Genomic DNA, 24,395 nt, shown 5'->3' on the forward strand with positions numbered 1-24,395 from the left:
TGCCCTCTCCCACACATCCATTTGCAAGATCAGGGAGACGCACGACGTGATCAGCACCTCAACCGTCGTCAATTCAGTCGTAGAAAAACTCCGCGCCGCCTTGGCGCGTGGTCAGTGGCGCCGGGGTGAAATGCTCCCCGGCCAACGCGAACTGGCCGAACAGATGGGCATCAGCCGCCCCAGCCTGCGTGAAGCGGTGATCGTGCTGGAGACCCTCGGCCTTGTGCGCTCCATGCCTGGCAAAGGCGTAGTGGTGCTGGAAACCAGCGTCAGCGAACCGCAATCCAGCGACGCGGTAGCCGACGCCAGCCTGGAAGACATCCTGCAACTGCGCTACACCCTCGAACCCTTCATTGTCGGCCTGGTAGCGCAGTCCATCAGCAGCAAGGAAGTCGGCCAACTGCGCCTGACCTTGATGGACATGCGCGAAGCCCTCGACGCGGGCGACGCCGAAGCCGGCATGAACGCCTACATCGGCTTTCACGAAGAGCTGTTCGCCCTTACCTCCAACCCGATCTTCCAGAACGTGGTGCAACAGACCAGCAATGCCCTCAAGCAAAGCGCCCAGGTACTGCGCAACTCGCCCGAACACCTGGCCGAACGCCTGCAGGAAAACGAAGCCGTAGTACGCGCCATCCGCAACAAGAACAGCGCCCTGGCCAGTGCCGAGATGCGGCGGCACATCCTTCGGGAAGGCCTGCGCATGGGTATTCGCTTGAACATCCCGGACGACCATCTGGGCAGCTGATTTTTTGGAGACAGGCCATGACCGCCCACGCCTTGCACTACGACCCTATCCTCCCGACCCTGCGCCTGGTCGCCGGTAAAAAGCCTTCAGTGGATGACATCTATCCGCGCTTGTTCGACGCCATCCTCGAACAGCGTATTGCCCCAGCCAGCCGTTTTACCGAAGAAGGCCTGGGCGAGACCTTTGGTGTGAGTCGCAGTGTGATCCGCCGGGTCCTGGCCAAGCTGTCCCATCAGCAAGTGATCATCCTGCGCCCCAACCAGCGCGCCCAGGTGGCAGCACCGGACGCACAACAGACCCGGGAAATTCTGGAAGCGCGGCGACTGACGGAAATCACCGTGGTGCAACTGGCCTGCGCCCAAGCCACTCCCGCGAAAATACGCCAGTTGCGCGACTTGATCACCAGGGAGCGCGAATGCATCGAGCGCGACCAGCGTGGGCCGGCGATTCGGTTATCCGGGGAGTTTCACCTGCAGCTGGCAAAGATCGCCGGTAACGAGCCGCTTGCACAGTTCCTCAACAGCCTGGTGCCGCTCACGTCACTCGCAATCGCTCGCTATGAAGCGCAAGCCTGTACCTACTGCGCATGGCAGGAGCATGGGGCAATTGCCGACGCCATTGAACAGCAGGACGTCACCCGCGCCGTCAACCTGATGACCCTGCACCTGAATCACCTGGAAAGACAACTGAATCAATGACGACGCCCCTCACCCCCTAGGTATGTACCGCCCGGATACCGACCTGCTCCATACCCTGTGTCTGCACAACTGAAGTGCCTAATCACAGGTCATCATCATGTATGTAGATACTCAAACCATGCCTGCGCTGTTCGCGCTGCTCACACAGCTGAATGCGCAGAAAAGCCTACTGGGTGAAACAATCAATGGATCACTGGGACAACTGAATGAGATCGCGACAAAGATCGGCTTTGAACTGCTCGCGCTTGAGAGCTATGACAAAGCCGAGCTATGCCTGACGATTGCCGCCGCCCAAGGCAAGGCTCAAGCCCAGTACGCAATGGCAACCTGCGTTACCCGCCGGGACGGTGGTTTTCGCATTGCCTCGCAAGAAACTCGCCAATGGCTGAGGCTGGCGGCGGCTCAAGACTACGTCCCGGCACTGATGCGTTTGGGCGATACCCAATCCCTGCGCAAAGCCGCTGAAATACTCACCCCCAAGGCGGAGGCCGGAGATACTCAGGCCATGAGCTTCCTGTTTAAACTCGACAAGGATGTGAATTGGTTGAAAAAAGCCGTTGCCCTCAACGATTCTTCAGCGCAATTCGAGCTCGCCGAGGCCTATCACGATACTCCGCAACTGATCCCCAACGCCGTGGAACGTCACGCACTGATCGAAGAGCTTCGGCAGAAAGCGGCCGACGGCGGTAGCGTGCCGGCGCTGGCTGAGCGTGTTTTCTCCCAAACGTCCACCGCAGACATTCTGGAAAAACAACAACGACTGGTCCAGCTCGCTTTATTGGGTCAACTCGATGCGTTGATGGAATATGGGTATGCACTGGCAGGCATGCCGCAAATCAACCAAGGGCTGTCCCTTGTCGTGCAGCGACACACCGTGGCACCGCGGACGTACGGACTTGAAAGGGATTTCGCCAAGGCCTATGCAGTGCTGGGCATGGTTCTGCCGAAACTGACCAACCCCCTCGCGGCTGAAAACCTGCAACATGACATGGACGCTATTTGGCATCAAATGACGCCGCAACAGTATTCGGCCAGCGAAGCAATCCGCGTCAGCCTGCACGAACGTATAGAACACGTATTCAAATCCATCGTCCCCTTCATCATCGTGGGCGCACCGCATTGATCCCGGAACATCGGCGACATTGAAGGCCCCATAAAAAATCCCCGCATCATTCCATGCGGGGATTTTTGTTTTCAACGACGGATCAGCCGTTTAAAGCACCGACTGACCACTCAACGCCAGGTCCAGCAACTCCCGGTTGGCCACCGCGTACATGGCGTAGTCCGTGCCGACCGCAGCACGGATTTCCACCATCATCGCCACCCAACGCTCGGCCATGTCCTTGTGCTGCTCAAGCCACAGGGCCACGCGGGCTTCCATGTCTTGTGGCGCGTCGGCCATTTGCAGGACGGAGATGGTGATCGCGCGTTGCTGCCAGTCCACATCGTCGCGGAACGCTTCGCGGGCCGCAGCCTGCCAGTTGTTGCCCACCGGCAGATCGCTGATCTGCTGCAGGTACCATGGCAAGTCCAAAGCGCTGCCAACGGCGAAGTAGGCCTTGGCCACTTCGGCGGCGTCATGCCCGGTCACGTCAGCGGCTTCGATGATCGGCAGCAAGGTGTACAGGTGGGTCGTACCTGCAACCATGCGTGCCAACAACTCCGGCACGCCGGCTTCGGTGTAGGCCTGGTAGCGCTTCTGCCAGCCTTCGCGGGTCGGGCCTTCCAGCAGTTCGTCGAGCTTGAGGCCCAGCGCCGCCAGGTGCGGACCGAAGTGCGCGGTGTCACGGCCAGCGTCCTGCTCGTTGCGACGGCTGCGCAGGAACCAGCGCGTAGCACGACGACCCAGGCGCATCAGCTCATCCATCAGCTCCAGTTGCACCTCGGCGGAGACCTGGTGGTCCAGGGCTTCTATTTGGCGGAACCAGTGCGGGAGGTGGAAGATGTCACGCACGATCACATACGCGCCGGCCACGTTCGCCGGGCTCATGCCGGTCGACTCTTTGAGTCGCTGCACGAAGGTGATGCCCATGTGGTTGACCAGGTCGTTGGCGATCTGGGTGCTGACGATCTCGCGCTTGAGGCGGTGGCGACGCATGGCCTCACCGAACTTGGCGACCAGGCTCGGCGGGAACGCGGTCTCCATGTCGCGGGTCAGGTACTCGTCATCCGGTACCAGCGACTTGAGCAGCGCTTCCTTGAGGTCGATCTTGCTGTACGAGATCAGCACCGACAGCTCCGGACGGGTCAGGCCCTTACCGTTCGCGGCGCGCTCGGTGAGCTGCTCCTCGGTCGGCAGGTACTCGATGGCGCGGTCCAGCTTGCCACGACCTTCCAGGTCGCTCATCAGGCGCTTGTACTCGGCAGCACGCTCGTAGGCACGGCGCGCCGCCAGGGACAGGGCCTGGGTCTGCTTGTAGTTGTTGCCCAACACCAGGTTGCCGACTTCGTCGGTCATGCTCGCCAGCAACTGGTTGCGTTGCTTGTCGGTCATGTCACCGGCCTGCACCACTTCGTTGAGCAGGATCTTGATGTTCACTTCGTGGTCGGAGCAGTCCACGCCACCGGCGTTGTCGATGAAGTCGGTGTTGGAACCGCCGCCATTGAGGCCGAATTCCACACGACCCAGCTGGGTCATGCCGAGGTTACCGCCCTCGCCCACCACCTTGCAGCGCAGCTCGTTGCCGTTGACGCGCAGGGCGTCGTTGGCCTTGTCGCCCACATCGGCGTGGCTTTCGCTGCTGGCCTTGACGTAAGTGCCAATACCGCCGTTCCACAACAGGTCTACCGGCGCCTTGAGCAAGGCATTCAGCAGTTCGGTCGGCGTCAGCTTGTCGGCCGAGATGTCGAAGCGTTCCTTCATCTGTGGCGAGATGGCAATGCTCTTCGCGCTGCGCGAGAAGATACCGCCGCCTTCGGACATGATGCTGGTGTCATAGTCGGTCCAGGCCGAACGCGGCAGCTCGAACAGGCGCTTGCGCTCGACGAAGCTGGTGGCCGGGTTCGGGTTCGGGTCAATGAAGATATGCAGGTGGTTGAAGGCCGCGACCAGTTGCAGCTTGTCGGACATCAACAGGCCGTTGCCGAACACGTCACCGGCCATGTCGCCGACGCCCACCACGGTGATGCTGTCTTCCTGCACATTGATGCCGCGCTCACGGAAGTGACGCTGCACGCCGACCCATGCGCCCTTGGCGGTGATGCCCATTTTCTTGTGGTCGTAACCGGCGGAACCACCGGAGGCGAACGCGTCACCCAGCCAGAAGCCGTAGTCGATGGCGATGCCGTTGGCGATGTCGGAGAAGGTCGCAGTGCCCTTGTCCGCCGCCACCACCAGGTACGGGTCATCGTCGTCATGGCGCACGACGTTGGCCGGCGGCACCAGGGCGCCGTCCTTGAGGTTATCGGTAATGTCCAGCAGGCCGGAAATGAAGATGCGGTAGCAGGCGATGCCCTCGGCCGCGATCTCGTCACGGCTGCCGCCCAGAGGCAGGCGACGCGGCAGGAAGCCGCCCTTCGCCCCCACCGGCACGATCACCGAGTTCTTCACTTGCTGGGCTTTGACCAGGCCAAGCACTTCGGTGCGGAAGTCTTCTTCACGGTCGGACCAGCGCAGGCCGCCGCGGGCGACGTTGCCGAAGCGCAGGTGCACGCCTTCGACCCGTGGCGAGTACACGAAGATTTCAAACTTCGGCACCGGCTTGGGCAATTCAGGGATCGCGTGCGGATTGAACTTGAAGCTGAAGTACGACTTGTTCTGCCCGTTGGCGTCGGTCTGGTAGAAGTTGGTACGCAGGGTCGCCTTGATCAGGTCCAGGTAGCGACGCAGGATGCGGTCTTCGTTGAGCACCTGGACATCGTCCAGGGCGGTGAGGATCGCTTGCTCCAGGCGTTGCTGCTTGTCTTCCAGGTCGTCGGCGGTGAGCTTGCGCGCCAGGTAGAAGCGGGTCTTGAACAACCGGGTCAACTCGCGGGCGATGTCGGTGTGGTTGTTCAGGGTGCTGGCGATGTAACCGAGGTCGAAGCCCAGGCGGATCTGCTTGAGGTAACGGGCGTAGGCGCGCAGCAGCGCGACGTCGCGCCATGGCAGGCCAGCGGTGAGCACCAGGCGGTTGAACGCATCGTTCTCGGCGTCGCCATGCACGATGTGCACGAACGCGTCCTGCAGGGTGTCGTTGAGTTGCTGGATATCCAGGTTCACGCCTTCGGCGGCGATGAACGCGAAGTCATGGATCCAGAACTCACGGCCATTGGCATGACGCAGACGGTACGGGAATTCGCCCAGCACACGCAGGCCGAGGTTTTCCAGGATCGGCAGCACGTCGGACAGCGCCAGCGGGGTGTCGGCGTGGTACAGCTTGCAATGCAGCTCGCGTTGGCCGGAGACCTGGCCCAGCGGCTGATAGAAGCTCATCACCAGCGGATTGGCTTCGGTGAGGCTGAGCAAGTGCTGCATGTCGACCACCGCCGAGTGCGCGGCAAAGCGCTCGCGGTAACCGGCCGGGAAGCCTTTCGGGAAGTCCGCCAGCACATTGGTGCCGTGGGCTTCGCCAAAGCTTTCCACCACCAGGCTGGAGTAGTCGTCCTGCCAGCTGCGGCAGGCCTGCACCACTTCCTTTTCCAGTTGCAGCGGGTCGATATCCAGGCGGTTCTTCGGATCAACCCGCAGAATCAGCTGCACACGGGCCAGCACGGATTCGGAGAAGAAGGTCCAGAACTCGCAGTCCGAGGCCTTCAGGCGATCCATCAATACTTGCTGGATCTTCTGGCGCACTTCGGTGGAATAGATGTCGCGTGGCACGTAGGCCAGGCAGTAGCAGAAACGACCGTACGGGTCCTTGCGCAGGAACACGCGGATCTTGTTGCGCTCCTGGATCTGCACGATCGACATCACAGTGCTGAACAACTCGTCGACCGGGGTCTGGAACAGGTCGTCACGGGGCAGCACTTCAACGACCTGGGCCAGCTCCTTGCCCAGGTGCGCCTTGGGCTGGAAGCCCGAGCGACGTTCGATTTCCGCGACCTTGCGGCGGATGTATGGAATGGCCCGTACGCTTTCGCCATACACCGAGGAGGTGTACAAGCCCATGAAGCGGTGTTCCTTGATGACCTTGCCGTCGGCGTCGATCTCACGGATCGACACGTAGTCCGGGTAGGCCGGGCGGTGCACGCGGCTCGGGTGCGCGGCCTTGGCGAAGGACAGCGCGGCTGGCTCACGCAGGTAGGCCACGGCGTAATCTTCGATGCGCAGATCGTCGGCGGTGAGGCCGGCGCGCAGCAGCTTGGTCAGACCGAGGAAGGAACCGGCGTCATATTCGATATGACCGCCGTCCGCCTCGTCACGTACCACGAACTCTTCATAGCCGAGGAAGGTGAAGTGGTTGCCCACCAGCCATTCCAGGAAGTTCTTGATCTCGGCTTTTTCTTCACCGTCGATAGCGAACTGGCTCGCATCGATACCGGCCAGCAGGTCCTGGACCTTGGCTTTCATCGGTTCGAAATCGGCCACGGCCACGCGCACTTCGCCCAGCACCTGCTCAAGCTCTTTGCTCAGCACGTTCAGTTCGGCGGCGTTGGCGCAACGATCGATTTCCAGGTACATCAGCGATTCTTGCAGGATGCCTTCGCCCTGGGTGCCTTTTGGCAGGATTTCCAGCAACTCGCCCTTGGCGCCACGGCGTACGCTGAGCACGGTGGTCTGCAGGGTGTGGATGCTGTAGCCACGGCGGTTCAGCTCGGTGCGGACCGAGTCCACCAGGAAGGGCAGGTCATGGTGCAGCACTTCGACCGCGGTGTGGGTCGACTGCCAGCCATGACGTTCGTAATCGGGGTTGTAGACCCGCACTTGCGGTTGGGTATGGTCAAAGCGCTCAAGCAGGCGCCACGCAGAGAGGGTGCAACCGGCCAGGTCGGAAAGGCGACGCTGGGTCAGTTCGTCCAGGGAAATGATGCCGAAGAATTGTTCAGCGAACAGCGCCACTTGTGGCAGTGCCTGTTCACTGATGTGCTGCGCCAGTGCCGCTTGCAGTTGATGCTGGAAGTCGGCCTTGCTGGCTGCGGTGAAAAACGCCATCTGTGGTACTCCGCTTGGGCTTGTTATTGATGGAAGCGTCGCGTGTTATCCCCTTGCGGGGAGACCGTCAGCGCTGTTCGCTGGGTGACGAGTTAAGCACCATAAACGAATCAGGGTGACAGGTGGGTGAAGCTGGACAAGACAATGAGGTCACATACAACTTCCATAAGATGTGCACCTTGCCGGGTGACGGTACGACGGGCAGGTCAGGCGCCAGGCTCATGCACATCCGTTGTGCAGCTTAACGAGTGTGGGAAGCCAGCTGCTTGCGACGCTGCGACATATTCGGTCATCGGCAAGCAGGTGCCGGGTTGCGACTTGGGCAACCCATCATTCCCGGGATAAAAACCGCCTATTTCCACGCCGGCGAGTATCAGAAATGACCGATATTGCCCGCCAGGTCATGCACGGGGTATGACACAGGAAGCAGCACAAAATTCGCCGCAATGGCACAATTGCGCGCATTACGCCCTACCCCAGACAGGATTGCCCATGCTGCAACTGAAAACCGACGCCCTGATGGCCACGCCGTGCGACGACGAAGAAGACAACATGGCCATGCTCTGCTGCCACGGCAAGAACGGCGAAATGTTCATGCTCACCCGCTACCCGGATGAAGACGAAGTGGAGTTGACCTGGGATTACGAGCCCTCGACGCTGGATGGGCTGAAGGTCACGCTGAGTGACACTACCCTGCTGATCGAATTGGCTGCCGGCGATGCCGATGCCTTGGGTGGCAAGGACCAGCTGGAGATTACCCACGCCACGGCGGCGTCGGATATGGCCGAAGTCGAGCAAACCCTGCAAAACATCCTGAAAGGCACCGGCACTTTCACCCGAATTTAAGCGGCACCCACAATCAAATGTGGGAGGGGGCTTGCCCCCGATAGCGGCGAACCAGTTCCTGCATCTGCGTCTGACCCACTGCTATCGGGGGCAAGCCCCCTCCCACATCGACCGCGTTCCCACACACATTTCCTACAAGATTTGCCAAAAATACCCGTCACGCCGTTAGTCGCCACCCCCCTCGATGCTTTAAAGTAGACGCCCCAGGTCTTGGCATTTTTCACAACGCCAAGGCTCATCTCTCCAGGAACCGTCATCGATGGAACATCGTGAAGCGCTGCTTGCGCTGCGAACCTTTCTTTCTACGCAGATTCTCGGCCAGGAAAAACTCATCGATCGCCTGTTGATCGCCTTGCTCGCCGACGGCCATATGCTGGTGGAAGGCGCGCCAGGCCTGGCCAAGACCAAGGCCATCAAAGAGTTGGCCGAAGGGATCGAAGCGCAGTTCCATCGTATCCAGTTCACCCCCGACCTGTTGCCCGCCGACATCACCGGCACCGAGATCTATCGCCCGGAAACCGGCAGCTTCGTGTTCCAGCAGGGCCCGATCTTCCACAACCTGGTGCTGGCGGACGAAATCAACCGCGCCCCGGCCAAGGTGCAATCGGCCCTGCTGGAAGCCATGGCCGAGCGCCAGGTCAGCGTCGGGCGCAGTACCTATGACCTGTCGCCGCTGTTCCTGGTGATGGCCACGCAAAACCCCATCGAACAGGAAGGCACCTACCCCCTGCCGGAGGCCCAGCTCGACCGTTTCCTGATGCACGTCAAGATCGGCTTCCCCGACGCCGCCGTGGAGCGACGCATCCTGCAACAGGCCCGTGGCGAAGCGCTCAACGGCGAAACCAAGCCGGAACGTCGCGTCAGCCAGCAGGCGATCTTCGCCGCACGCAAGGAAATCCTCGGCCTGTACATGGCCGACGCGGTGGAGGAATACCTGGTGCAACTGGTCATGGCCACGCGCACGCCGGCCAAATTTGATCCGGAGATGGCCGAGTGGATCGCCTACGGCGCCAGCCCTCGCGGCTCCATCGCCCTCGACCGCTGCGCCCGCGCCCATGCCTGGCTGGCCGGTCGCGACTTCGTCAGCCCGGAAGACATCCAGGCGGTGCTGTTCGACGTGCTGCGCCATCGCATCATCCTGTCGTTCGAAGCCGAAGCCGCCGGCATCGACCAGGACCGCGTGGTGCAACGCATTCTCGACGTCGTTGCCGTCGCTTGAAACCCATGAACGCAGGCGATGGCATCCGCATCACGCTCAGCGAGTTGATCGAGATGCGCCATCGCGTGCGCGAAGTGCAGCTGTTTTCCACCCCAAGCCAGCGCAGCCCGCTGATCGGCCTGCACCACTCCAAACTGCGCGGACGCGGTGTGGACTTCGACCAGGTGCGCGTGTACCAGGCCGGGGACGATGTGCGCACCATCGACTGGCGCGTGACGGCGCGCACCCAGGAGCCGCACACCAAGCTGTTCCATGAAGAGCGCGAGCGGCCCATCTTCATCATGGTGGAGCAAAGCTGCCGGCTGTTTTTCGGCTCCGGGCAAATGTTCAAGTCGGTGCTGGCGGCACAGGCGGCCAGCCTGATCGGCTGGGCCGCGCTGGGCCACAACGACCGCGTGGGCGGGCTGGTGTTCGGCGATAGCGAGCACTACGAAATCAAGCCCCGGCGCAGCAAACAAAGCCTGCTGCAATTGCTCAACCGCCTGGTGCGAGTCAACCAGAGCCTGAACACCGAGAGCAGCCCCGAAGCCGACGCCCTCGGCATGGCCCTGCGTCGTGGCCGCGAAGTGCTGCGCCCCGGCAGCCTGGTGATTGTGATCTGCGATGAACGCGCGCTGACCGAGGGCGCCGAGCAACAACTCAGCCTGCTGTCACGCCACTGCGACCTGTTGCTGCTGCCGATCTCCGACCCGCTGGACCACGCCCTGCCCGCCGCCGGGCTGTTGCGCTTCGCCGAACGCGGCGCCCAGCTGGAACTGGACACACTCAACTTCGACCTGCGCCAGGCCTACAAGGCCCAGGCCGAAGCGCGCATTGCCCGCTGGGAACTGCTCGCGCAGAAACTGCGTGTGCTGTTGATGCCTTTGAGCACCCAGAGCGAAATGGTCGAGCAACTGCGCGAATACCTCAACCCGCAACGCCCGGTTAAAAAACAATGAGCAGCCTGGACCAACTGCAACCGCTGATCGCCCCGCCCGCCATCGGCTTCTGGCCGCCTGCGCCAGGTTGGTGGCTGTTGCTGCTGGTGATTCCGCTGCTCGGTTGGGGCCTGTGGTCCCTGCGCCGTTTCCTGCCGGCCCGCCGCCCCGTGGCTCGCGCCGAACAACCGCTGGACCCGCTGCGCATTGCCGCCCTGGCGGAACTGGCGCTGATGCCCAAACCCTACGACGGCGCGCCTGCCGGCGCCTGGCTGCAACAGCTCAACGGCCTGCTCAAGCGCCTGTGCCGCAACGACTACCCCTACAGCCAGAGCCACACCCTCAACGGCCGCAAATGGCTGGCGTTCCTCGACAACCGCTGCCCTGCCGCCGGCCTCACGCGCTGGATGGTGCTGGTGGAAGGCGCCTACAAACCCGAATGCAGACTCGACGACAAGGCCATCGCCGGCCTGACCCAAGCGGTCGATACCTGGATTCGCAAACATGTTTGAGTTCGCCTGGCCGTGGATCTTTGCCCTGTTGCCATTGCCCTGGTTGATGCGCCTGGTGCTGCCCGCCGCCGACAGCGGTGAGCCCGCATTGAAAGTCAGCTACCTCAGCGACCTCGAAGGCCTGGCCCGCCGCCGCGCCCGCGTCAACCTGCCGGGCTGGCGCCAGCAAGCGCCGTTCGTGGTGCTGTGGTTGCTGCTGTTGACCGCCGCCGCACGCCCGGAATGGCTCGGTGAGCCACTGCCCATCGCCGCCAGTGGCCGCGACCTGCTGGTGGCGGTAGACGTGTCCGGCTCCATGGATTTTCCCGATATGAACTGGCAGGACGAAGACGTGAGTCGCTTGAGCCTGGTCAAGCACCTGCTCGGCGACTTTCTTGAGGGCCGTGAGGGTGATCGCGTCGGCCTGATCCTGTTCGGCAGCCAGGCCTACCTGCAGGCACCGCTGACGTTCGACCGCCGCACCGTGCGCACCTGGCTGGATGAAGCGCGCATCGGCATTGCCGGCAAGAACACTGCGATTGGCGATGCCATCGGCCTGGCCTTGAAACGCCTGCGCCAGCGTCCGGCGCAGAGCCGCGTGCTGATCCTGGTCACTGACGGCGCCAACAATGCCGGGCAGATCGACCCGCTGACCGCTGCGCGCCTGGCGGCCGAAGAAGGCGTGAAGATCTACCCCATCGGCATCGGCGCCGACCCGGAGCAAACGGGTTCCCTGGGCATCCTTGGCGTCAACCCGAGCCTGGACCTCGACGAACCGGCGCTCAAGGCCATCGCCGAAGCCACCCACGGCCAGTACTTCCGAGCACGTGATGGCGAAGAGTTGCAAGCGATCAAGCAAACCCTCGACAAGCTCGAACCTGTCGAACAACAACCCACCCAGGCGCGGCCCGCCCTGGCCTTGTACAGCGCGCCGCTGGCCCTCGCGCTGGTGCTGAGCATGTTGCTGGTGATCCAGGAACGTTGGCCGAACAACGCCCTGCAACGCGTGTTCAATAAGCTGTCGAGCAAGGGGATTTTCCTGCAGCAACACCCGGAATGGCGCCAGCGCCTCAAACGCCTGCGTTTGCGGAGGCGTCGATGATCGACCTGTGGCCGCACTGGTTCCGTCCCTGGTGGTTGTTGCTGTTGCCGTTGCTCGGCTGGCTGCTGTGGCATCTGTGGCACCGGCAAAAGCGCGCCGGACGCTGGCAAATGATCCTGCCGCCGGCCTTCCACGCGGTATTGCTCAGCGGTGGCAACGGCCGCGAGAGCAAATCGCCCTGGGTGGTGCTGGGCATTGCCTGGCTGTTGGCAGTGCTGGCGTTGCTCGGCCCCAGTTGGCAAAGAGTCGAGCAGTCCAGCCAGAAACCGTCCGACCCATTGGTGGTGCTGCTGGAGCTGACCCCGGAAATGCTCGCCACCGACAGCCCGCCCAACCGCCTGGAGCAGGCGCGGCGCAAGCTGTACGACCTGTTGCAGGCGCGCACCGATGCGCAAACCGCCATTGTCGTCTATGCCGGCAGCGCCCACACGCTGGTGCCGCTGTCGGACGACCTGGCCACCAGCCGCAACCTGCTGGAGGCCTTGCGTCCCTCGATCATGCCCGAACCCGGCCACCGCGCCGACCTGGCCGTCGAGAAGGCCCTGGGTCTGCTCAAACAAGGCGGCCTCGGCCAGGGCCGCCTGTTGCTGATCGGTTCTTCGCTGTCCAAACAGGAGCGCCAGGGCATCCGCCTATTGCTGCAAAGCGGCCAGGCGCCGAGTTTGTCGATCCTCGGCATCGGCAGCCGCGAGGGCACGCCGGTGACCCAGGAAAGCGGCGAGTTCCTCAAGGACGAACAAGGCGCGATCCTGGTGCCGCGCCTGGACAGCCCGACCCTCAAGGCCTTCGCCAGCGAAATGGGTGGCCGCTACCGCGCTGCGCGGCTGGACGACAAGGACCTGCGCCAGCTCGGCGTGCTCGACCCACCGCAAACCCTGCGCAACGACGGCCGTTTGCTGCACCTCGACACCTGGGCCGACCAGGGCTACTGGCTGCTCCTGCCGCTGTTGCTGCTGGCCGCCTGCGCCGGTCGGCGCGGCTGGCTGTTCTGCCTGCCGTTGCTGCTGTTGATTGCACCGCAACCCAGCTACGCCTTCGGCCTGCAAGACCTGTGGCTGCGTCCCGACCAGCAGGGCCAATATCTGCTGAAGAAAAAACGCCCCGCCGAAGCCGCCGAACACTTCCAGGACCCGCAGTGGAAGGGCGTGGCGCTTTACGAGGCCGGCAACTATGCCGAGGCCATCAAGCTGTTTGCCGAAGGCAATGACGCCTACTCCCACTACAATCGGGGCAATGCGCTGGCAAAATCCGGGGAACTGGAAGCCGCTATCGACGCCTACGAGCAAGCCCTCGAAGCCCAGCCCGACCTGCAACCGGCGCTGAAAAACAAAGCGCTGGTAGAAACCCTTATGCAGGAACACGCCCAGCCGGAGCCGTCTCCTGCGGCAAAAAACGAGGATGACGAAACCACCCAACCCGGCCAAACTGCGCAACCGGGCGCCACTGGGCAAAACGCCACAGGCGGCGAACAGTCATCCCAAGGCCAGGGTGAAGCCGGCACTGGCGACACCGAGCCCGGCAACGCGCCGCAAACCGCGGGCAATGAAGTACCGGGCAGCGAACTGGGCGACGAACAGACCACCACCCCACCGCTGCGGCCTAGCGATGCCAGCCTCGACGGTGAACATCGCCAGGCCCTGGAGCAATGGCTGCAGGAGATCCCGGACAACCCCGGCGAACTGCTGCGCCGCAAATTCTGGTACGAACAGCAACAACATCAGGACAAGACTCGATGAGCCGCCGCACCACCCTACTGCTTCTGCTCGCCTTGTCGGCCGGCCACGCCCAGGCGGCGAGCCTGGTCGCCAGCGTCGACCGCAGCCGCGTCAACTCCGGGGAAACGGTGGAACTGACGGTGGAGTCCAGCGACGTCACTCAGTTCGGCAAACCCGACCTGTCGCCGCTGGATGCGCAGTTCGAAGTCAGCGGCACGCGGCAGATCAACCAACTCACCACGCTGGGCGGCGACAACCACGCCACCACGCGCTGGATCATCACCCTGCTGCCCAGGGAAAACGGCACGGTGGTCATCCCGCCCCTGCAAGTGGGCGAACACAAGACCCAGCCGATCAGCCTGCAAGTGGTGGAGACCGCCAGCCAGAACACCGCTGCCGAGCTGGCGCCGGTATTTATCGAGGCCAACCTCGACCAGACCAGCGTCTATGTCCAGGCCCAGGCGCTGTTGACCGTGCGCGTCTACCACTCGGTGTCGCTGTATGACGACAGCAGCCTCACGCCGTTGCAGATTGCCGATGCGCGTGTGGAGCAGTTGGGCGAGTCGCGCACCTATGAAAAGGTCATCAACAGCATCCGCCACGGCGTGATCGAGACCCGCTACGCGATCTACCCGCAGCACAGCGGCACATTGGCGATCCCGACGCAGACCTTCAGCGCGACCCTGGTGGAATCGCGCCCGCCCCAGGAAAACACCCTGCAAGGCACCAAGCCGGGCAAGTTGATCCACGTGAGTTCCGCAGAGCTGCCGCTGGTGGTCAAACCCAAACCGGCGCTGTATCCCGCCGATGCGCCGTGGTTGCCGGCACGCAGCCTGACCTTGAGCGAACACTGGAACCCGGAGCCCGAGCATGTGCAGGTCGGCGACTCCCTGACCCGCAGCCTTACGGTCAAGGCCGAGGGTCTTTCCAGCGCACAACTGCCGGCGCTGCCCAGCACCGAAATCAACGGCCTGCGCCGTTACCCGGACCAGCCGGTGCTCGGCAACCAGACCAGCGACCATGGCCTGATCGGCAGCCGCGAAGACCGCGAGGCCCTGGTGCCCACTCGCGCCGGCAATCTGGAACTGCCCGCCGTGGACGTGGTGTGGTGGAATACCCACGAAGACCACCTCGAACGCACCAGCCTGCCGGCGCGCACCTTGCAGGTCGCCATCAACCCGAGCCTGGCCGTGGATACCCCCGCTACGCCGACGGTGATCACCGCGCCGGATGATGAACGCCTGTGGCTGTGGCAACTGAGTACGCTGATCCTGGCCTGCACCACCCTGATGGGTTTTGGCCTGTGGTGGCGTGCACGTCGGCAACCGGCCGTGCAGCGCGCCGCACAGACCGGCCCGAGCCCGCGCACGCTGCTCGACGACCTTAAACGCGCCACCCAGGCCAACGACCCCCAAGCCACCCGCCAGGCCCTTGACGCCTGGGCGCGGCAACAGCCGGAAACCCTGGCGGATATGGCGGCGCGGTTTGTGCCGCTGTCGGACGCGTTGGACGGCTTGAATGGTGCACTGTACAGCGAGAGCGGGCATTTCTGGTTGGGTGAAGACCTGTGGCGTGCGGTGAAGGCGATTCCGATAGCTGAGCGCGAACCGGACCCGGCGGCGGATACCACCAGCCTGCCGCCGCTGTATCCCAAGTAGCCAAGGTCACTACTCAAGATAGGACAGGCATGGCCGATAAAGCCATGTAGCTTTCGATTAATGGAGTTTTTAAAATGGCCATTACGTTGAATGTTTCCTATCCGCCATTAAGTAAGCAGACAGATGCTTATACCATCAAAAATCCGCAGCAAGTCACGAATGCATTCACCATTACCGAAGCCTCCGAGGCGGCGGATACATTGAAGCTTGGCGATCAGGAGAAGATCAGTCAGCTTAAGGAGTTTTTGAAAGATTATGATATGACGTCAATCAGTACCGCAGAATTGAAGAAAGTTGGCAGACGGCTTTTTGACGACGGAATGATCAGTGAGCGTGCATTTGGAATGTTCATTTCTGGTGACGGCGCATCCGATGCCAATGGGCGCCAGACAAATACCCATGTGAAATTTAACGGCATAGCGTTATTCAACGAACAACTGGAAGACACGGTAGCTTATTTTAAAACTGATCCACGAATCAGCAAGCGCGATGGTGCCATGGACCATTTACGAAGCATGGTCGAGGCCAATCAAGCTATCAATGCGCTGGCCTACTTCGTAAAATCAACGCATAGTAATTTATCAGTCAATGAGCGTGCTTAAATGCACAGCGTGAAGCACAGTGCGTCGGGGACTGCCCTGACGCACTGCCTTTAACCCCTCAGCGACCGTACCTGATCGTACCTGAGTAGGATTTCGGTACCGCTTCGTTGTTTTTCAGCCTGACTCGATAGTTACCAAACGGGCCTGAGTACGAGGCGTTACTGCCTATACTGAAAATTTCCTTTTTCCAGGTCCCGCCTACTTCACGCTCGATAAAAATCCCAGGAGTACTTCCAGCCCCTCCTACTGTAACCATTGCATCAATGCTCGCCCCGTAACAGCCGTTGGCCGAGGTTATTGCAAATGGACCATGAGCAGTAATTTCCTCCTCAGGTGGTATGATTCCACTGTAACTATCAGTGATATAGAGACATAGCGCAGAGGCTGGCGTGGCAAACAACGTCAATACAGCAAGCAGCAATGCAATAAGGCTTTTCATAATAGTCTCCATCATTATTAAGAAAACACAAAAGCGCATCACACGAGGATGCGCGTTACTTGACCACTCCACGCTTGCCAGACTGCATGAATTTTTTATCAAAGTAAGCCAGCTACTTCCTAAATCCTGGAAGGAAAGTCCTGTCATTTTTTAGTGCAGGAATAAGTAAGGCGTTTCCTAATCCTGCCGCCCACTTATGGGATCGGCATTTAATAACATTTTACTTTGCGTTTTTTTCAGAGAAATATTCTAACCCTTGGCACGGAGCGGGCTTGCTCGCGAAGGCGATGTGTCAGATAGAAATGCACTGACTGACCCACCGCCATCGGGAACAAGCCGCCTCCCACATTGAATCTGTATCGCCTGGGGCAGCATGGTCGCATTACAGGTAAACTCCCCTCCTTTTCATCTATTCCACGGAGTTCGCCTTGCGTCTGTTTCACACCTCCGACTGGCACCTGGGTCAAAACCTCCACGGCCAGGAACGCGACTTCGAACACGCCTGTTTCCTCGAATGGCTGCTGGGCCAACTCAAGACCCATCAGCCGGACGCCCTGCTCATCGCCGGCGATATCTTCGACACGGTCAACCCGCCGCTCAAGGCCCAGGAGCGGCTGTATGACTTCATCATCAGCGCCCACGAACAAACCCCCAAGCTGACCATCGTGATGATCGCCGGCAACCACGACTCCGGCTCACGTATCGAGCTGCCGGCACCGTTGATGCGCCGCCTGCACACCCATGCCCTCGGCCGCGTGCTGTGGCTGGACGATGGCCAGCTCGACGCCGAACGGCTGCTGATCCCTCTGCCCGACGCCAAAGGCAAGGTTGCCGCGTGGTGCCTGGCGCTGCCCTTTTTGCGCCCGGCGGAAGTCACCGGCGCGCACCTGGGTGACGACTACCTGCGGGGTATCGGCCAGGTGCATGAATGGCTGATCGCCGCGGCCAATGCCAAGCGCAAAAAAGGCCAGGCGCTGATTGCCATCAGCCATGCGCACATGGCCGGTGGTTCGGTGTCGGAAGACTCCGAGCGCAGCCTGATCATCGGCAATGCCGAGGCGCTGCCGGCCAGCCTGTTCGATAAAAGTGTCGGCTATGTTGCCCTCGGCCATTTGCACAAGCCGCAAAAGGTCAATGGCGAAGAACGTATTCGCTACAGTGGCTCGCCGATCCCACTGTCGTTTTCCGAAATCGGCTACAAGCACCAGATCCTCGATGTGGTGTTCCAGGGCCAATGCCTGGTGAGCGTCGAACCCATCCTGATCCCGCGTTCGGTCGACCTGCAACGTCTGGAAGCCGCGCCCCTGGCGGATATCCTCAAGGCCCTGGCCGAGTTGCCGGACATCGACCTGCTGGCTGAAACCCAACGCCACCCCTGGCTCGAAGTGCGCGTCCTGCTCGACGAACCGCAGCCCGACCTGCGTCAGCAAATCGAAGCCGCGCTGCAAGGCAAGGCTGTGCGCCTGGTGCGCATCGCTGCCGAGTACGCTGGCAAGGGCCCCCGTGAGGACGAAGGCGACGACCGCCTGATCGAACTCGACCAGCTCACGCCCCAGGAATTGTTCAGCCGCGCCTGGCAGGACAGCTACGGCAGCGAGGTGGATGAACAGACCTTGAAGGACTTCGCCGTGTTGCTCCAGGAAGTGCAGCAAGAGGAGGAACAGCCATGAAGATCCTTGCCATCCGCCTGAAAAACCTCGCGTCCCTGGCCGGCCCGTTCGAGATCGACTTCACCGCCGAGCCCCTGGCCAGCGCCGGGTTGTTCGCGATTACCGGACCGACCGGCGCCGGTAAAAGCACCTTGCTCGATGCCTTGTGCCTGGCGTTGTTTGGTGCCGTGCCACGCCTGGGTGATACCGGCCAGGCGAAGATGCCGGATGCCGACAGCGACATCTCCATCGGTGACCCACGTACCCTGCTGCGCCGCGGCACCGGTGGCGGTTATGCCGAGGTGGATTTTGTCGGCGTCAGTGGCCGCCGCTACCGCGCGCGCTGGGAAGCCAATCGCGCGCGCGACAAGGCCAGCGGCAAGTTGCAGAACAGCCGCCAGAGCCTGATCGACCTGGACAGCGACCAACTGCTGGCCAGCCAGAAAACCGAATACAAGACCCAGCTGGAATTGGCCCTGGGCCTGAACTTCGAACAGTTCACCCGCGCCGTGTTGCTGGCGCAGAGCGAGTTCAGTGCGTTCCTCAAGGCCAACGACAACGAGCGCAGCGAACTGCTGGAAAAGCTCACCGACACAGCCCTGTACACCCAACTGGGCCGGCGTGCCTTCGACAAGGCCAAAGAGGCCCGGGATGCGCACAAACAGTTGCAGGACCAGGCCACCGGCGTGGTGCCCCTGGCCCCTGAAGCCCGTGCCGAGCTCGATCAACAATTCGATGCCGCGCAGCAACACCTCAAGACCCAACAGGCCCAACTCAAGCAACTGGAGCTTCAGCATACGTGGCTCAAGGAACTGCGCGAATGGCAGGAACGCCAACTCGCCGCCACCGAACAGCTGCAGCAGGCGCAGGCCGATTGGAATAACCAGGACGCGCAACGCCAGGACCTGGGCCACCTGGAACAGTTGGCGCCGCAGCGTCATCTGTTCGTGCGCCAGGCGGAACTCGGCACACAGCTGGCGCCGTTGGCGGCGCAGATTCAGTCCCATACGCGGCAACAAGCCGAATTGCAGGCCCGCCAGGACCAGGCCCGGCAGCAACTGGCCAGCGCGCAAACCGCCTTGGCGCAAGCCCTGAAAAACCAGGCCGATGCCGCGCCTTTGCTGCGCCAGGCGTTCGACGAACACAGCACCCTCACCCACTTGACCAAAGAGCTGGCCAAGCGCACCGAGGACAAACAGCAACACGCAAGCGCCTGCACCGAAGGCCAGGCCCGGCTCACCGGCCTGCTGGAAAAACAGAGCGAAGTCGCAGAGCGCCTGCAACGCCTGGCCAACGAGCTTGAGCGCAGCGCCGCCCTCGCGCCCTTGAGTGATGCGTGGACCGCCTACCGCGACCGCCTGCAACAACTGATGCTGATCGGTAACCGCCTGAATAAAGGCCAGGCCGAACTGCCGCAATTGGAGCAACGTGCAACCCGCGCCGCCGAACAGTTAACCCAGCAACGCGAAGCCCTGGACTTGCTGTACCAGGAGGCCGGTGCCGAACCTCACGCCGTGGCCGAGCAAATCCAATTGCTGGCCAGCCTGCTGCAAGACAATCGCAAACAGCAGCGTGCCTTCGAAGACCTGACGCGCCTGTGGGACCACCAGCAACAGCTGGATCAGCAAGCCGCCGGCCTGACGCAAAAGCTCACCGTGGCCCAACAGCAACGCGAGCAGTTGAACCAGACCGGCTTGCAAACCAAGGCCGAGCTGGCGGTGGCCGAACAAACGCTGGACGTGACCAGACAACTGCTGGAACGCCAGCGCCTGGCCCGCAGTGCCAGCGTCGAGGAGTTGCGCGAGCAGTTGCAGGACGATCAGCCCTGCCCGGTGTGCGGCAGCCACGAACACCCGTACCACCAGCCCGAAGCCCTGCTGCAAAGCCTCGGTCGTCATGACGAAAACGAAGAAGCCAGCGCGCAGAAAGCGGTGGACACCCTTAAGGAAAAACTCACCGAGTTGCGTGGCGAAGTGGGCGGTTTGATCGCCCAGCAAAAGGAATACCTGCAACAGCAGGAACACCTGGCGACGCAACAGCAAGCGCTGAAACCGAGCCTGGATGCACACCCGCTGTCCGCGTCGCTGTTCAATCAGGAACCGGCCAAGCGCAGCGCCTGGCTTGAGCAGCAACTGGGCCAGTTGACCCAAAGCATCACCCAGGATGAACAGCGCCAAGGCGCCCTGCTCAACCTGCAACAAAACGCCGGGCGCCTGCAGCAACAACTGCAAGCCGCCCAGGAAGCAAGCCAACAGGCCCGTCAATTGCTGGTGGACCAGCAGCGCGAGTTGGCCAGCGACCGCGAACGCCTTGAGCAGGAACTGAGTGCCTTCGCCAGCCTGCTGCCCGCAGACACCTTGGAAGGTCTGCGCGCCGAGCCCGCTGCCACCTTTATGCAGCTGGACCAGCAGGTCAGCCAGCGCCTGGAACAACTGGGCCATCAGCGCGACGAATTGGCCGAGCAACAAGAGCGTCAACAGGCGATCGAGAAGGAACAGACCCACCAGCAGCATCGCCAACAGCAACTCGACGCCCTGCTCCAGCAAGTCACCGAACTGGCGACCCAACAGCAAGCGGCTCAGGAAAAACTCAACGCGTTGCTCGGTGAACACACCAGCGCCGAGCAGTGGCAGCAACAGTTGGAACACGCCGTGACACAGTCACGCCAGAGCGAAACCGACGCCAACCAACAACTGCAGGACATCCACAACGCCCTGATCCAACTGGCCGCCGACCTCAAGGCCCAGCAGGAACGCGAGCAGGCATTGCAGGCCGAACAGCACAGCCTCGACATGCGCCTGCACGACTGGCGCGCGCTGCACCCGGAACTCGACGACGCCGGCCTCGACCGTTTGCTGGCCTACGACGACGCCCAGGTCAGCCACTTGCGCCAGCAGTTGCAACACAGCGAGAAAGCCGTCGAACAGGCCAGGGTCCTGCTGCAAGAACGTGAGCAACGCCTCGCCGAACACCAAGCCCAGCACAATGGCAACTTCGAAGCCGATGAACTGGACACCGCCCTGGCCACGCTCAACCAACAGTTGGCCGAGGCCGAGAAACACTGCGCCGAACTGCGCGCGCGCCAGTCCGAAGACCAGCGCCGCCAGGACGCCAACCAGGCGTTTGCCGAACAGATCGCCAAGGCGTATGACGAATGGCAACGCTGGGCGCGCCTGAACGCACTGATCGGCTCAGCCACCGGTGACACCTTCCGCAAGATCGCCCAGGCCTACAACCTCGACCTGCTGGTGCACCACGCCAACGTGCAATTGCGCCAACTGGTGCGCCGCTATCGCCTCAAGCGCGGCGGCAGCATGTTGGGGCTACTGGTGATGGACACGGAAATGGGCGACGAACTGCGCTCGGTGCACTCGTTGTCCGGCGGCGAAACCTTCCTGGTGTCACTGGCGTTGGCCTTGGGCCTGGCGTCGATGGCATCCAGCACCTTGAAGATCGAGTCGCTGTTTATCGATGAAGGCTTCGGCAGCCTGGACCCGGAATCGCTGCAACTGGCGATGGACGCGCTGGACGGTTTGCAGGCCCAGGGGCGCAAGGTGGCGGTGATTTCCCACGTGCAGGAAATGCACGAACGCATTCCGGTACAAATCCAGGTCAAGCGCCAGGGTAATGGTTTGAGCACGCTGGAGGTGAAGTGAGCGAGGTGCTGCTGTATTCGTTCCGGCGTTGCCCGTATGCGATGCGGGCACGCCTGGCCTTGCGTTATTCAGGCGTGCCCGTACAGATCATCGAGGTCAGCCTCAAGGCCAAGCCGGCCGAGATGCTGGCATTGTCGCCCAAGGGTACGGTGCCGGTACTGAGCGTTGACGGACGCGTGATTGAAGAGAGCCTGGAGATCATGCAATGGGCCCTGGCCCAGCACGATCCGGATGATTGGCTGCTGCAGGGTGACCCGGCGGTATTGGCACTGATTGCCGAGAACGACCAGGGTTTCAAGTATCACTTGGATCGATACAAGTACGCCGACCGCTACCCGGAACACCCGATGGAACATTATCGGGCCGAGGGCGAGGCGTTCTTGCAGAAGCTGGAAGGCCTGCTGGGGGAACGCGCCTACTTGCTGGCAGAGCATCCGAGCCTGGCGGACATGGCCCTGGCGCCGTTTGTACGCCAGTTTGCCCATGTGGATCGGGAGTGGTTCGCCGGGACGCCGTATCAACGGTTACAAGCCTGGCTTCAGCGCGTCCTTACTTCACCGCTATTTATCGCCGTGATGACAAAACCCTGAGGCCGGCACAATCAAATGTGGGAGGGGGCTTGCCCCCGATGACGGTGGATCAGTCAGCTAATCTGTAGCTGACCCACTGCTATCGGGGGCAAGCCCCCTCCCACATTTGATCTCAGTGACCTACCGCTTAGTGCTGGGTCTTGTGATCCAGTGCGGCGTAGAAGTTGGCACTCTGTTGCAAGTATTTCTGGGTATAGGCGCTGGTGCTGGATTTTTTGCCGGTGACTTCCACGCTGGCTGCGGCAGGCAGGGCAACGGTGGCGGAAACAGCGGAAGCGGCGATGATGGAGAAGAGGTTCAGATTCATGTCGGTAACCCTTGTGTTCGTTTGGTTGAGTGGCCGGGGAAGGCCTTGGAACCAAACTTACGCCCGAGGGCTGAACCTTAGAAATGCTTTGAAACAGTAGCCGCTATTAACAGAATTAATAGAAAGGGTCAGGCCCCGCACGGCGGGGCCTGTGGCTTATTGACGCACCAGGAACTTGAGGTCGCTGGGGGCATCGATCGGCAATTTCTGCACGGTTTTACCCAGCAGGCCGGTTTTGGGGTCGCGTTCGACCACGACGATTTCGTTGCTTTTCTGATTGGCGATCAGCAGGAACCGACCGCTGGGGTCCAGACTGAATTCGCGCGGGTGGTCACCGTCCACCGAGCGACGTTGTAATTCCTTGAGGTGCGCGGTGGCCGGATCGATGCTGAACACCAGCAACTGGTTGGCCGTGCCACGGTTGCTCACGTAGAGGAATTTTCCGTCACTGGAGGCGTGCAACGCGGCACCGGCCTTGTCGGACACCGGTTGGCCGGCGGCGAAGTCCACCAGTTGCGTCTGGGTCAACTGGCCATCCTTGTAGTCGAACACTGCCACCTGCGCACTCATCTCAGTGGTCAGCCAGGCGTGCTTGCCATCGGCGCTGAACAACAAGTGACGCGGGCCGCTGCCTGGCGGCAGTTGCACCGAGGCCGGATTGGCCGGGGTCAATGGCAGCTCATGGTTGGCCTTGGGATCGTAGCGGTAGGCAAACAGCTTGTCCGCCCCCAGGTCCTGTACAAACACGTACTTGCCATCCGGCGACGACACCACCGAGTGCACATGGTTGGACGCCTGGCGCTCAGGGTTCACGCGGCTGGCCGGGTGCCCGCTCAGTTGCACCGGAGGCGACAGCTTGCCCGTGGCATCGACCGGCAGCACCGCCAGGCTGCCACCCGGGTCCTCCACGACCGAATAGTTGGCGACGAACAGGTAGCGCCCATCGGCGGCCAAACTGGAATGGGTCGGCTCGTTGCCCAGGCTCTGCACCTGGTTGATCAGGGTCAATTGGCGAGTCTGCGGATCGATGCTGTAGCTGCTGACGCGCCCGACCGGGTCCTTCTGGCCGGGGCCGTTCTCGTTGACCACGAACAGGTGCTTCTGGTCCTTGGAGATTGTCAGCCAGGACGGGTTGGCCGCTTTGGCCGCGAGCACCGGTTTACCGCTGAACTGGCCTGTGCGGCTGTCAAACTGCAGGCGATAGATCCCTTCACTGCTGCCGGCGGTGTAGCTGCCCACCAACAGTTCATAGGTATCGGCCGGCGCGGCTTGCACCGACATCGCTCCCACGCTGCCGGCCATCAGCAGCGGCCAGAATTTACGCATCATCATCCGCTTCATCCTCGTCGTTATTGTTGCCGGTGAAGGCGCTCATGCAGATCAGGCGGTGCTCGCCCGAATCACCGGTAAGGGTCCAGCTTTGCAAGGTGTCATCGAACGTCGCGGCGTTGACCTGTTCCAGGCTGAAACGCCAGCGTTTTTCTGCACGGCCGTCCATGGCGGTGATCAGCAGTTTTTCGTTGTCGAGTTCAAAATCAAAGGCATGCAGCCCATCGATTTCAAGCATGTCGCTGGTTTCAAGGACGGCAGGCAAATTCTCAGTCATCACAGTCTTTCATCAGGTTCAAAGCGCTAATCATAGGCCAGTTTGCCGCCAGGGCCTAAAACCATAGCGGGCTACCGCA

General features: G+C 61.8%; 19 protein-coding genes. 14 read left to right on the forward strand and 5 right to left on the reverse strand.

Annotated elements, in window-relative coordinates; genetic code table 11:
- Window positions 1-46: 46 nt before the first annotated feature.
- The 3 genes from BMX59_RS09950 (at window position 47) to BMX59_RS09960 (ending at window position 2,569) form a co-directional block, all read left to right on the forward strand.
- Entirely contained in the window at window positions 47-748 is a 702-nt protein-coding gene (locus BMX59_RS09950; RefSeq protein ID WP_092244184.1) for a FadR/GntR family transcriptional regulator, read from the forward strand.
- A gap of 17 nt (window positions 749-765) precedes the next feature.
- On the forward strand, window positions 766-1,446 hold the full coding sequence (locus tag BMX59_RS09955; protein ID WP_071487945.1) for a GntR family transcriptional regulator: 681 nt from the start codon (window positions 766-768) through the stop codon (window positions 1,444-1,446).
- A 97-nt stretch (window positions 1,447-1,543) separates the two neighbouring features.
- Window positions 1,544-2,569 (forward strand): SEL1-like repeat protein, encoded by a 1,026-nt coding sequence (locus BMX59_RS09960; RefSeq protein ID WP_139212862.1) that lies wholly within the window; start codon window positions 1,544-1,546, stop codon window positions 2,567-2,569.
- 90 nt (window positions 2,570-2,659) lie between these two features.
- On the opposite strand, the gene BMX59_RS09965 is transcribed toward BMX59_RS09960, so the two are convergent.
- Entirely contained in the window at window positions 2,660-7,519 is a 4,860-nt protein-coding gene (locus BMX59_RS09965) for an NAD-glutamate dehydrogenase (RefSeq protein WP_093121207.1), read from the reverse strand.
- 492 nt (window positions 7,520-8,011) lie between these two features.
- Between BMX59_RS09965 and BMX59_RS09970 the strand changes: the two genes are divergently transcribed.
- The 8 genes from BMX59_RS09970 to BMX59_RS10005 all read left to right on the forward strand — a co-directional run bounded on the left by BMX59_RS09970 (window position 8,012) and on the right by BMX59_RS10005 (window position 16,069).
- Window positions 8,012-8,365, forward strand: a complete 354-nt coding sequence (locus BMX59_RS09970) for a hypothetical protein (RefSeq protein ID WP_093121208.1) — start codon at window positions 8,012-8,014, stop codon at window positions 8,363-8,365.
- A 259-nt stretch (window positions 8,366-8,624) separates the two neighbouring features.
- A complete protein-coding gene (locus BMX59_RS09975) occupies window positions 8,625-9,584 on the forward strand; it encodes an AAA family ATPase (RefSeq protein WP_003174327.1) in 960 nt (319 codons plus the stop codon).
- 5 nt (window positions 9,585-9,589) lie between these two features.
- Window positions 9,590-10,522, forward strand: a complete 933-nt coding sequence (locus tag BMX59_RS09980) for a DUF58 domain-containing protein (protein WP_093121209.1) — start codon at window positions 9,590-9,592, stop codon at window positions 10,520-10,522.
- Window positions 10,519-11,013 carry a DUF4381 domain-containing protein gene (locus BMX59_RS09985; RefSeq protein ID WP_071487950.1) on the forward strand — a complete coding sequence of 165 codons (495 nt, stop codon included), beginning with the start codon at window positions 10,519-10,521 and terminating at the stop codon, window positions 11,011-11,013. Before BMX59_RS09980 ends, BMX59_RS09985 begins: the two co-directional genes overlap by 4 nt.
- The gene (locus BMX59_RS09990) at window positions 11,006-12,094 is read left to right on the forward strand and encodes a vWA domain-containing protein (protein ID WP_093121210.1); all 1,089 of its coding nucleotides are present in this window, start codon (window positions 11,006-11,008) and stop codon (window positions 12,092-12,094) included. The genes BMX59_RS09985 and BMX59_RS09990 overlap by 8 nt, the downstream gene beginning before the upstream one ends.
- Window positions 12,091-13,830 (forward strand): tetratricopeptide repeat protein, encoded by a 1,740-nt coding sequence (locus BMX59_RS09995; RefSeq protein WP_093121211.1) that lies wholly within the window; start codon window positions 12,091-12,093, stop codon window positions 13,828-13,830. The genes BMX59_RS09990 and BMX59_RS09995 overlap by 4 nt, the downstream gene beginning before the upstream one ends.
- Window positions 13,827-15,467 (forward strand): BatD family protein, encoded by a 1,641-nt coding sequence (locus BMX59_RS10000; RefSeq protein ID WP_093121212.1) that lies wholly within the window; start codon window positions 13,827-13,829, stop codon window positions 15,465-15,467. Before BMX59_RS09995 ends, BMX59_RS10000 begins: the two co-directional genes overlap by 4 nt.
- A gap of 74 nt (window positions 15,468-15,541) precedes the next feature.
- Complete coding sequence (locus BMX59_RS10005) at window positions 15,542-16,069, forward strand: hypothetical protein (protein ID WP_093121213.1); 528 nt, start codon at window positions 15,542-15,544, stop codon at window positions 16,067-16,069.
- A 58-nt stretch (window positions 16,070-16,127) separates the two neighbouring features.
- On the opposite strand, the gene BMX59_RS30100 is transcribed toward BMX59_RS10005, so the two are convergent.
- Window positions 16,128-16,508 carry a hypothetical protein gene (locus BMX59_RS30100; protein ID WP_139212863.1) on the reverse strand — a complete coding sequence of 127 codons (381 nt, stop codon included), beginning with the start codon at window positions 16,506-16,508 and terminating at the stop codon, window positions 16,128-16,130.
- A gap of 428 nt (window positions 16,509-16,936) precedes the next feature.
- Here BMX59_RS30100 and BMX59_RS10010 point away from each other — a divergent pair, with 428 nt between their 5' ends.
- The 3 genes from BMX59_RS10010 to BMX59_RS10020 are packed head-to-tail and all read left to right on the forward strand — an operon-like array spanning window position 16,937 to window position 22,403.
- Window positions 16,937-18,178, forward strand: a complete 1,242-nt coding sequence (locus BMX59_RS10010) for an exonuclease SbcCD subunit D C-terminal domain-containing protein (protein ID WP_093121214.1) — start codon at window positions 16,937-16,939, stop codon at window positions 18,176-18,178.
- Window positions 18,175-21,813 (forward strand): AAA family ATPase, encoded by a 3,639-nt coding sequence (locus tag BMX59_RS10015; RefSeq protein ID WP_093121215.1) that lies wholly within the window; start codon window positions 18,175-18,177, stop codon window positions 21,811-21,813. Before BMX59_RS10010 ends, BMX59_RS10015 begins: the two co-directional genes overlap by 4 nt.
- Window positions 21,810-22,403, forward strand: coding sequence for a glutathione S-transferase (locus tag BMX59_RS10020; RefSeq protein ID WP_093121216.1), 594 nt, complete (start codon window positions 21,810-21,812; stop codon window positions 22,401-22,403). The genes BMX59_RS10015 and BMX59_RS10020 overlap by 4 nt, the downstream gene beginning before the upstream one ends.
- Before the next feature lie 127 nt (window positions 22,404-22,530).
- Here the strand turns inward: BMX59_RS10020 and BMX59_RS10025 are convergent, their stop codons facing one another.
- The 3 genes from BMX59_RS10025 to BMX59_RS10035 form a co-directional block, all read right to left on the reverse strand.
- Complete coding sequence (locus BMX59_RS10025; RefSeq protein WP_058424118.1) at window positions 22,531-22,710, reverse strand: hypothetical protein; 180 nt, start codon at window positions 22,708-22,710, stop codon at window positions 22,531-22,533.
- 156 nt (window positions 22,711-22,866) lie between these two features.
- Window positions 22,867-24,042, reverse strand: a complete 1,176-nt coding sequence (locus BMX59_RS10030) for a lactonase family protein (protein ID WP_093121217.1) — start codon at window positions 24,040-24,042, stop codon at window positions 22,867-22,869.
- Window positions 24,029-24,316, reverse strand: coding sequence for a DUF5629 family protein (locus BMX59_RS10035; protein ID WP_092244220.1), 288 nt, complete (start codon window positions 24,314-24,316; stop codon window positions 24,029-24,031). Before BMX59_RS10035 ends, BMX59_RS10030 begins: the two co-directional genes overlap by 14 nt.
- Window positions 24,317-24,395 lie beyond the last annotated feature (79 nt).

It is taken from the genome of Pseudomonas sp. NFR09 (assembly GCF_900111535.1).
Classification (GTDB): Bacteria; Pseudomonadota; Gammaproteobacteria; order Pseudomonadales; family Pseudomonadaceae; genus Aquipseudomonas; species Aquipseudomonas extremorientalis.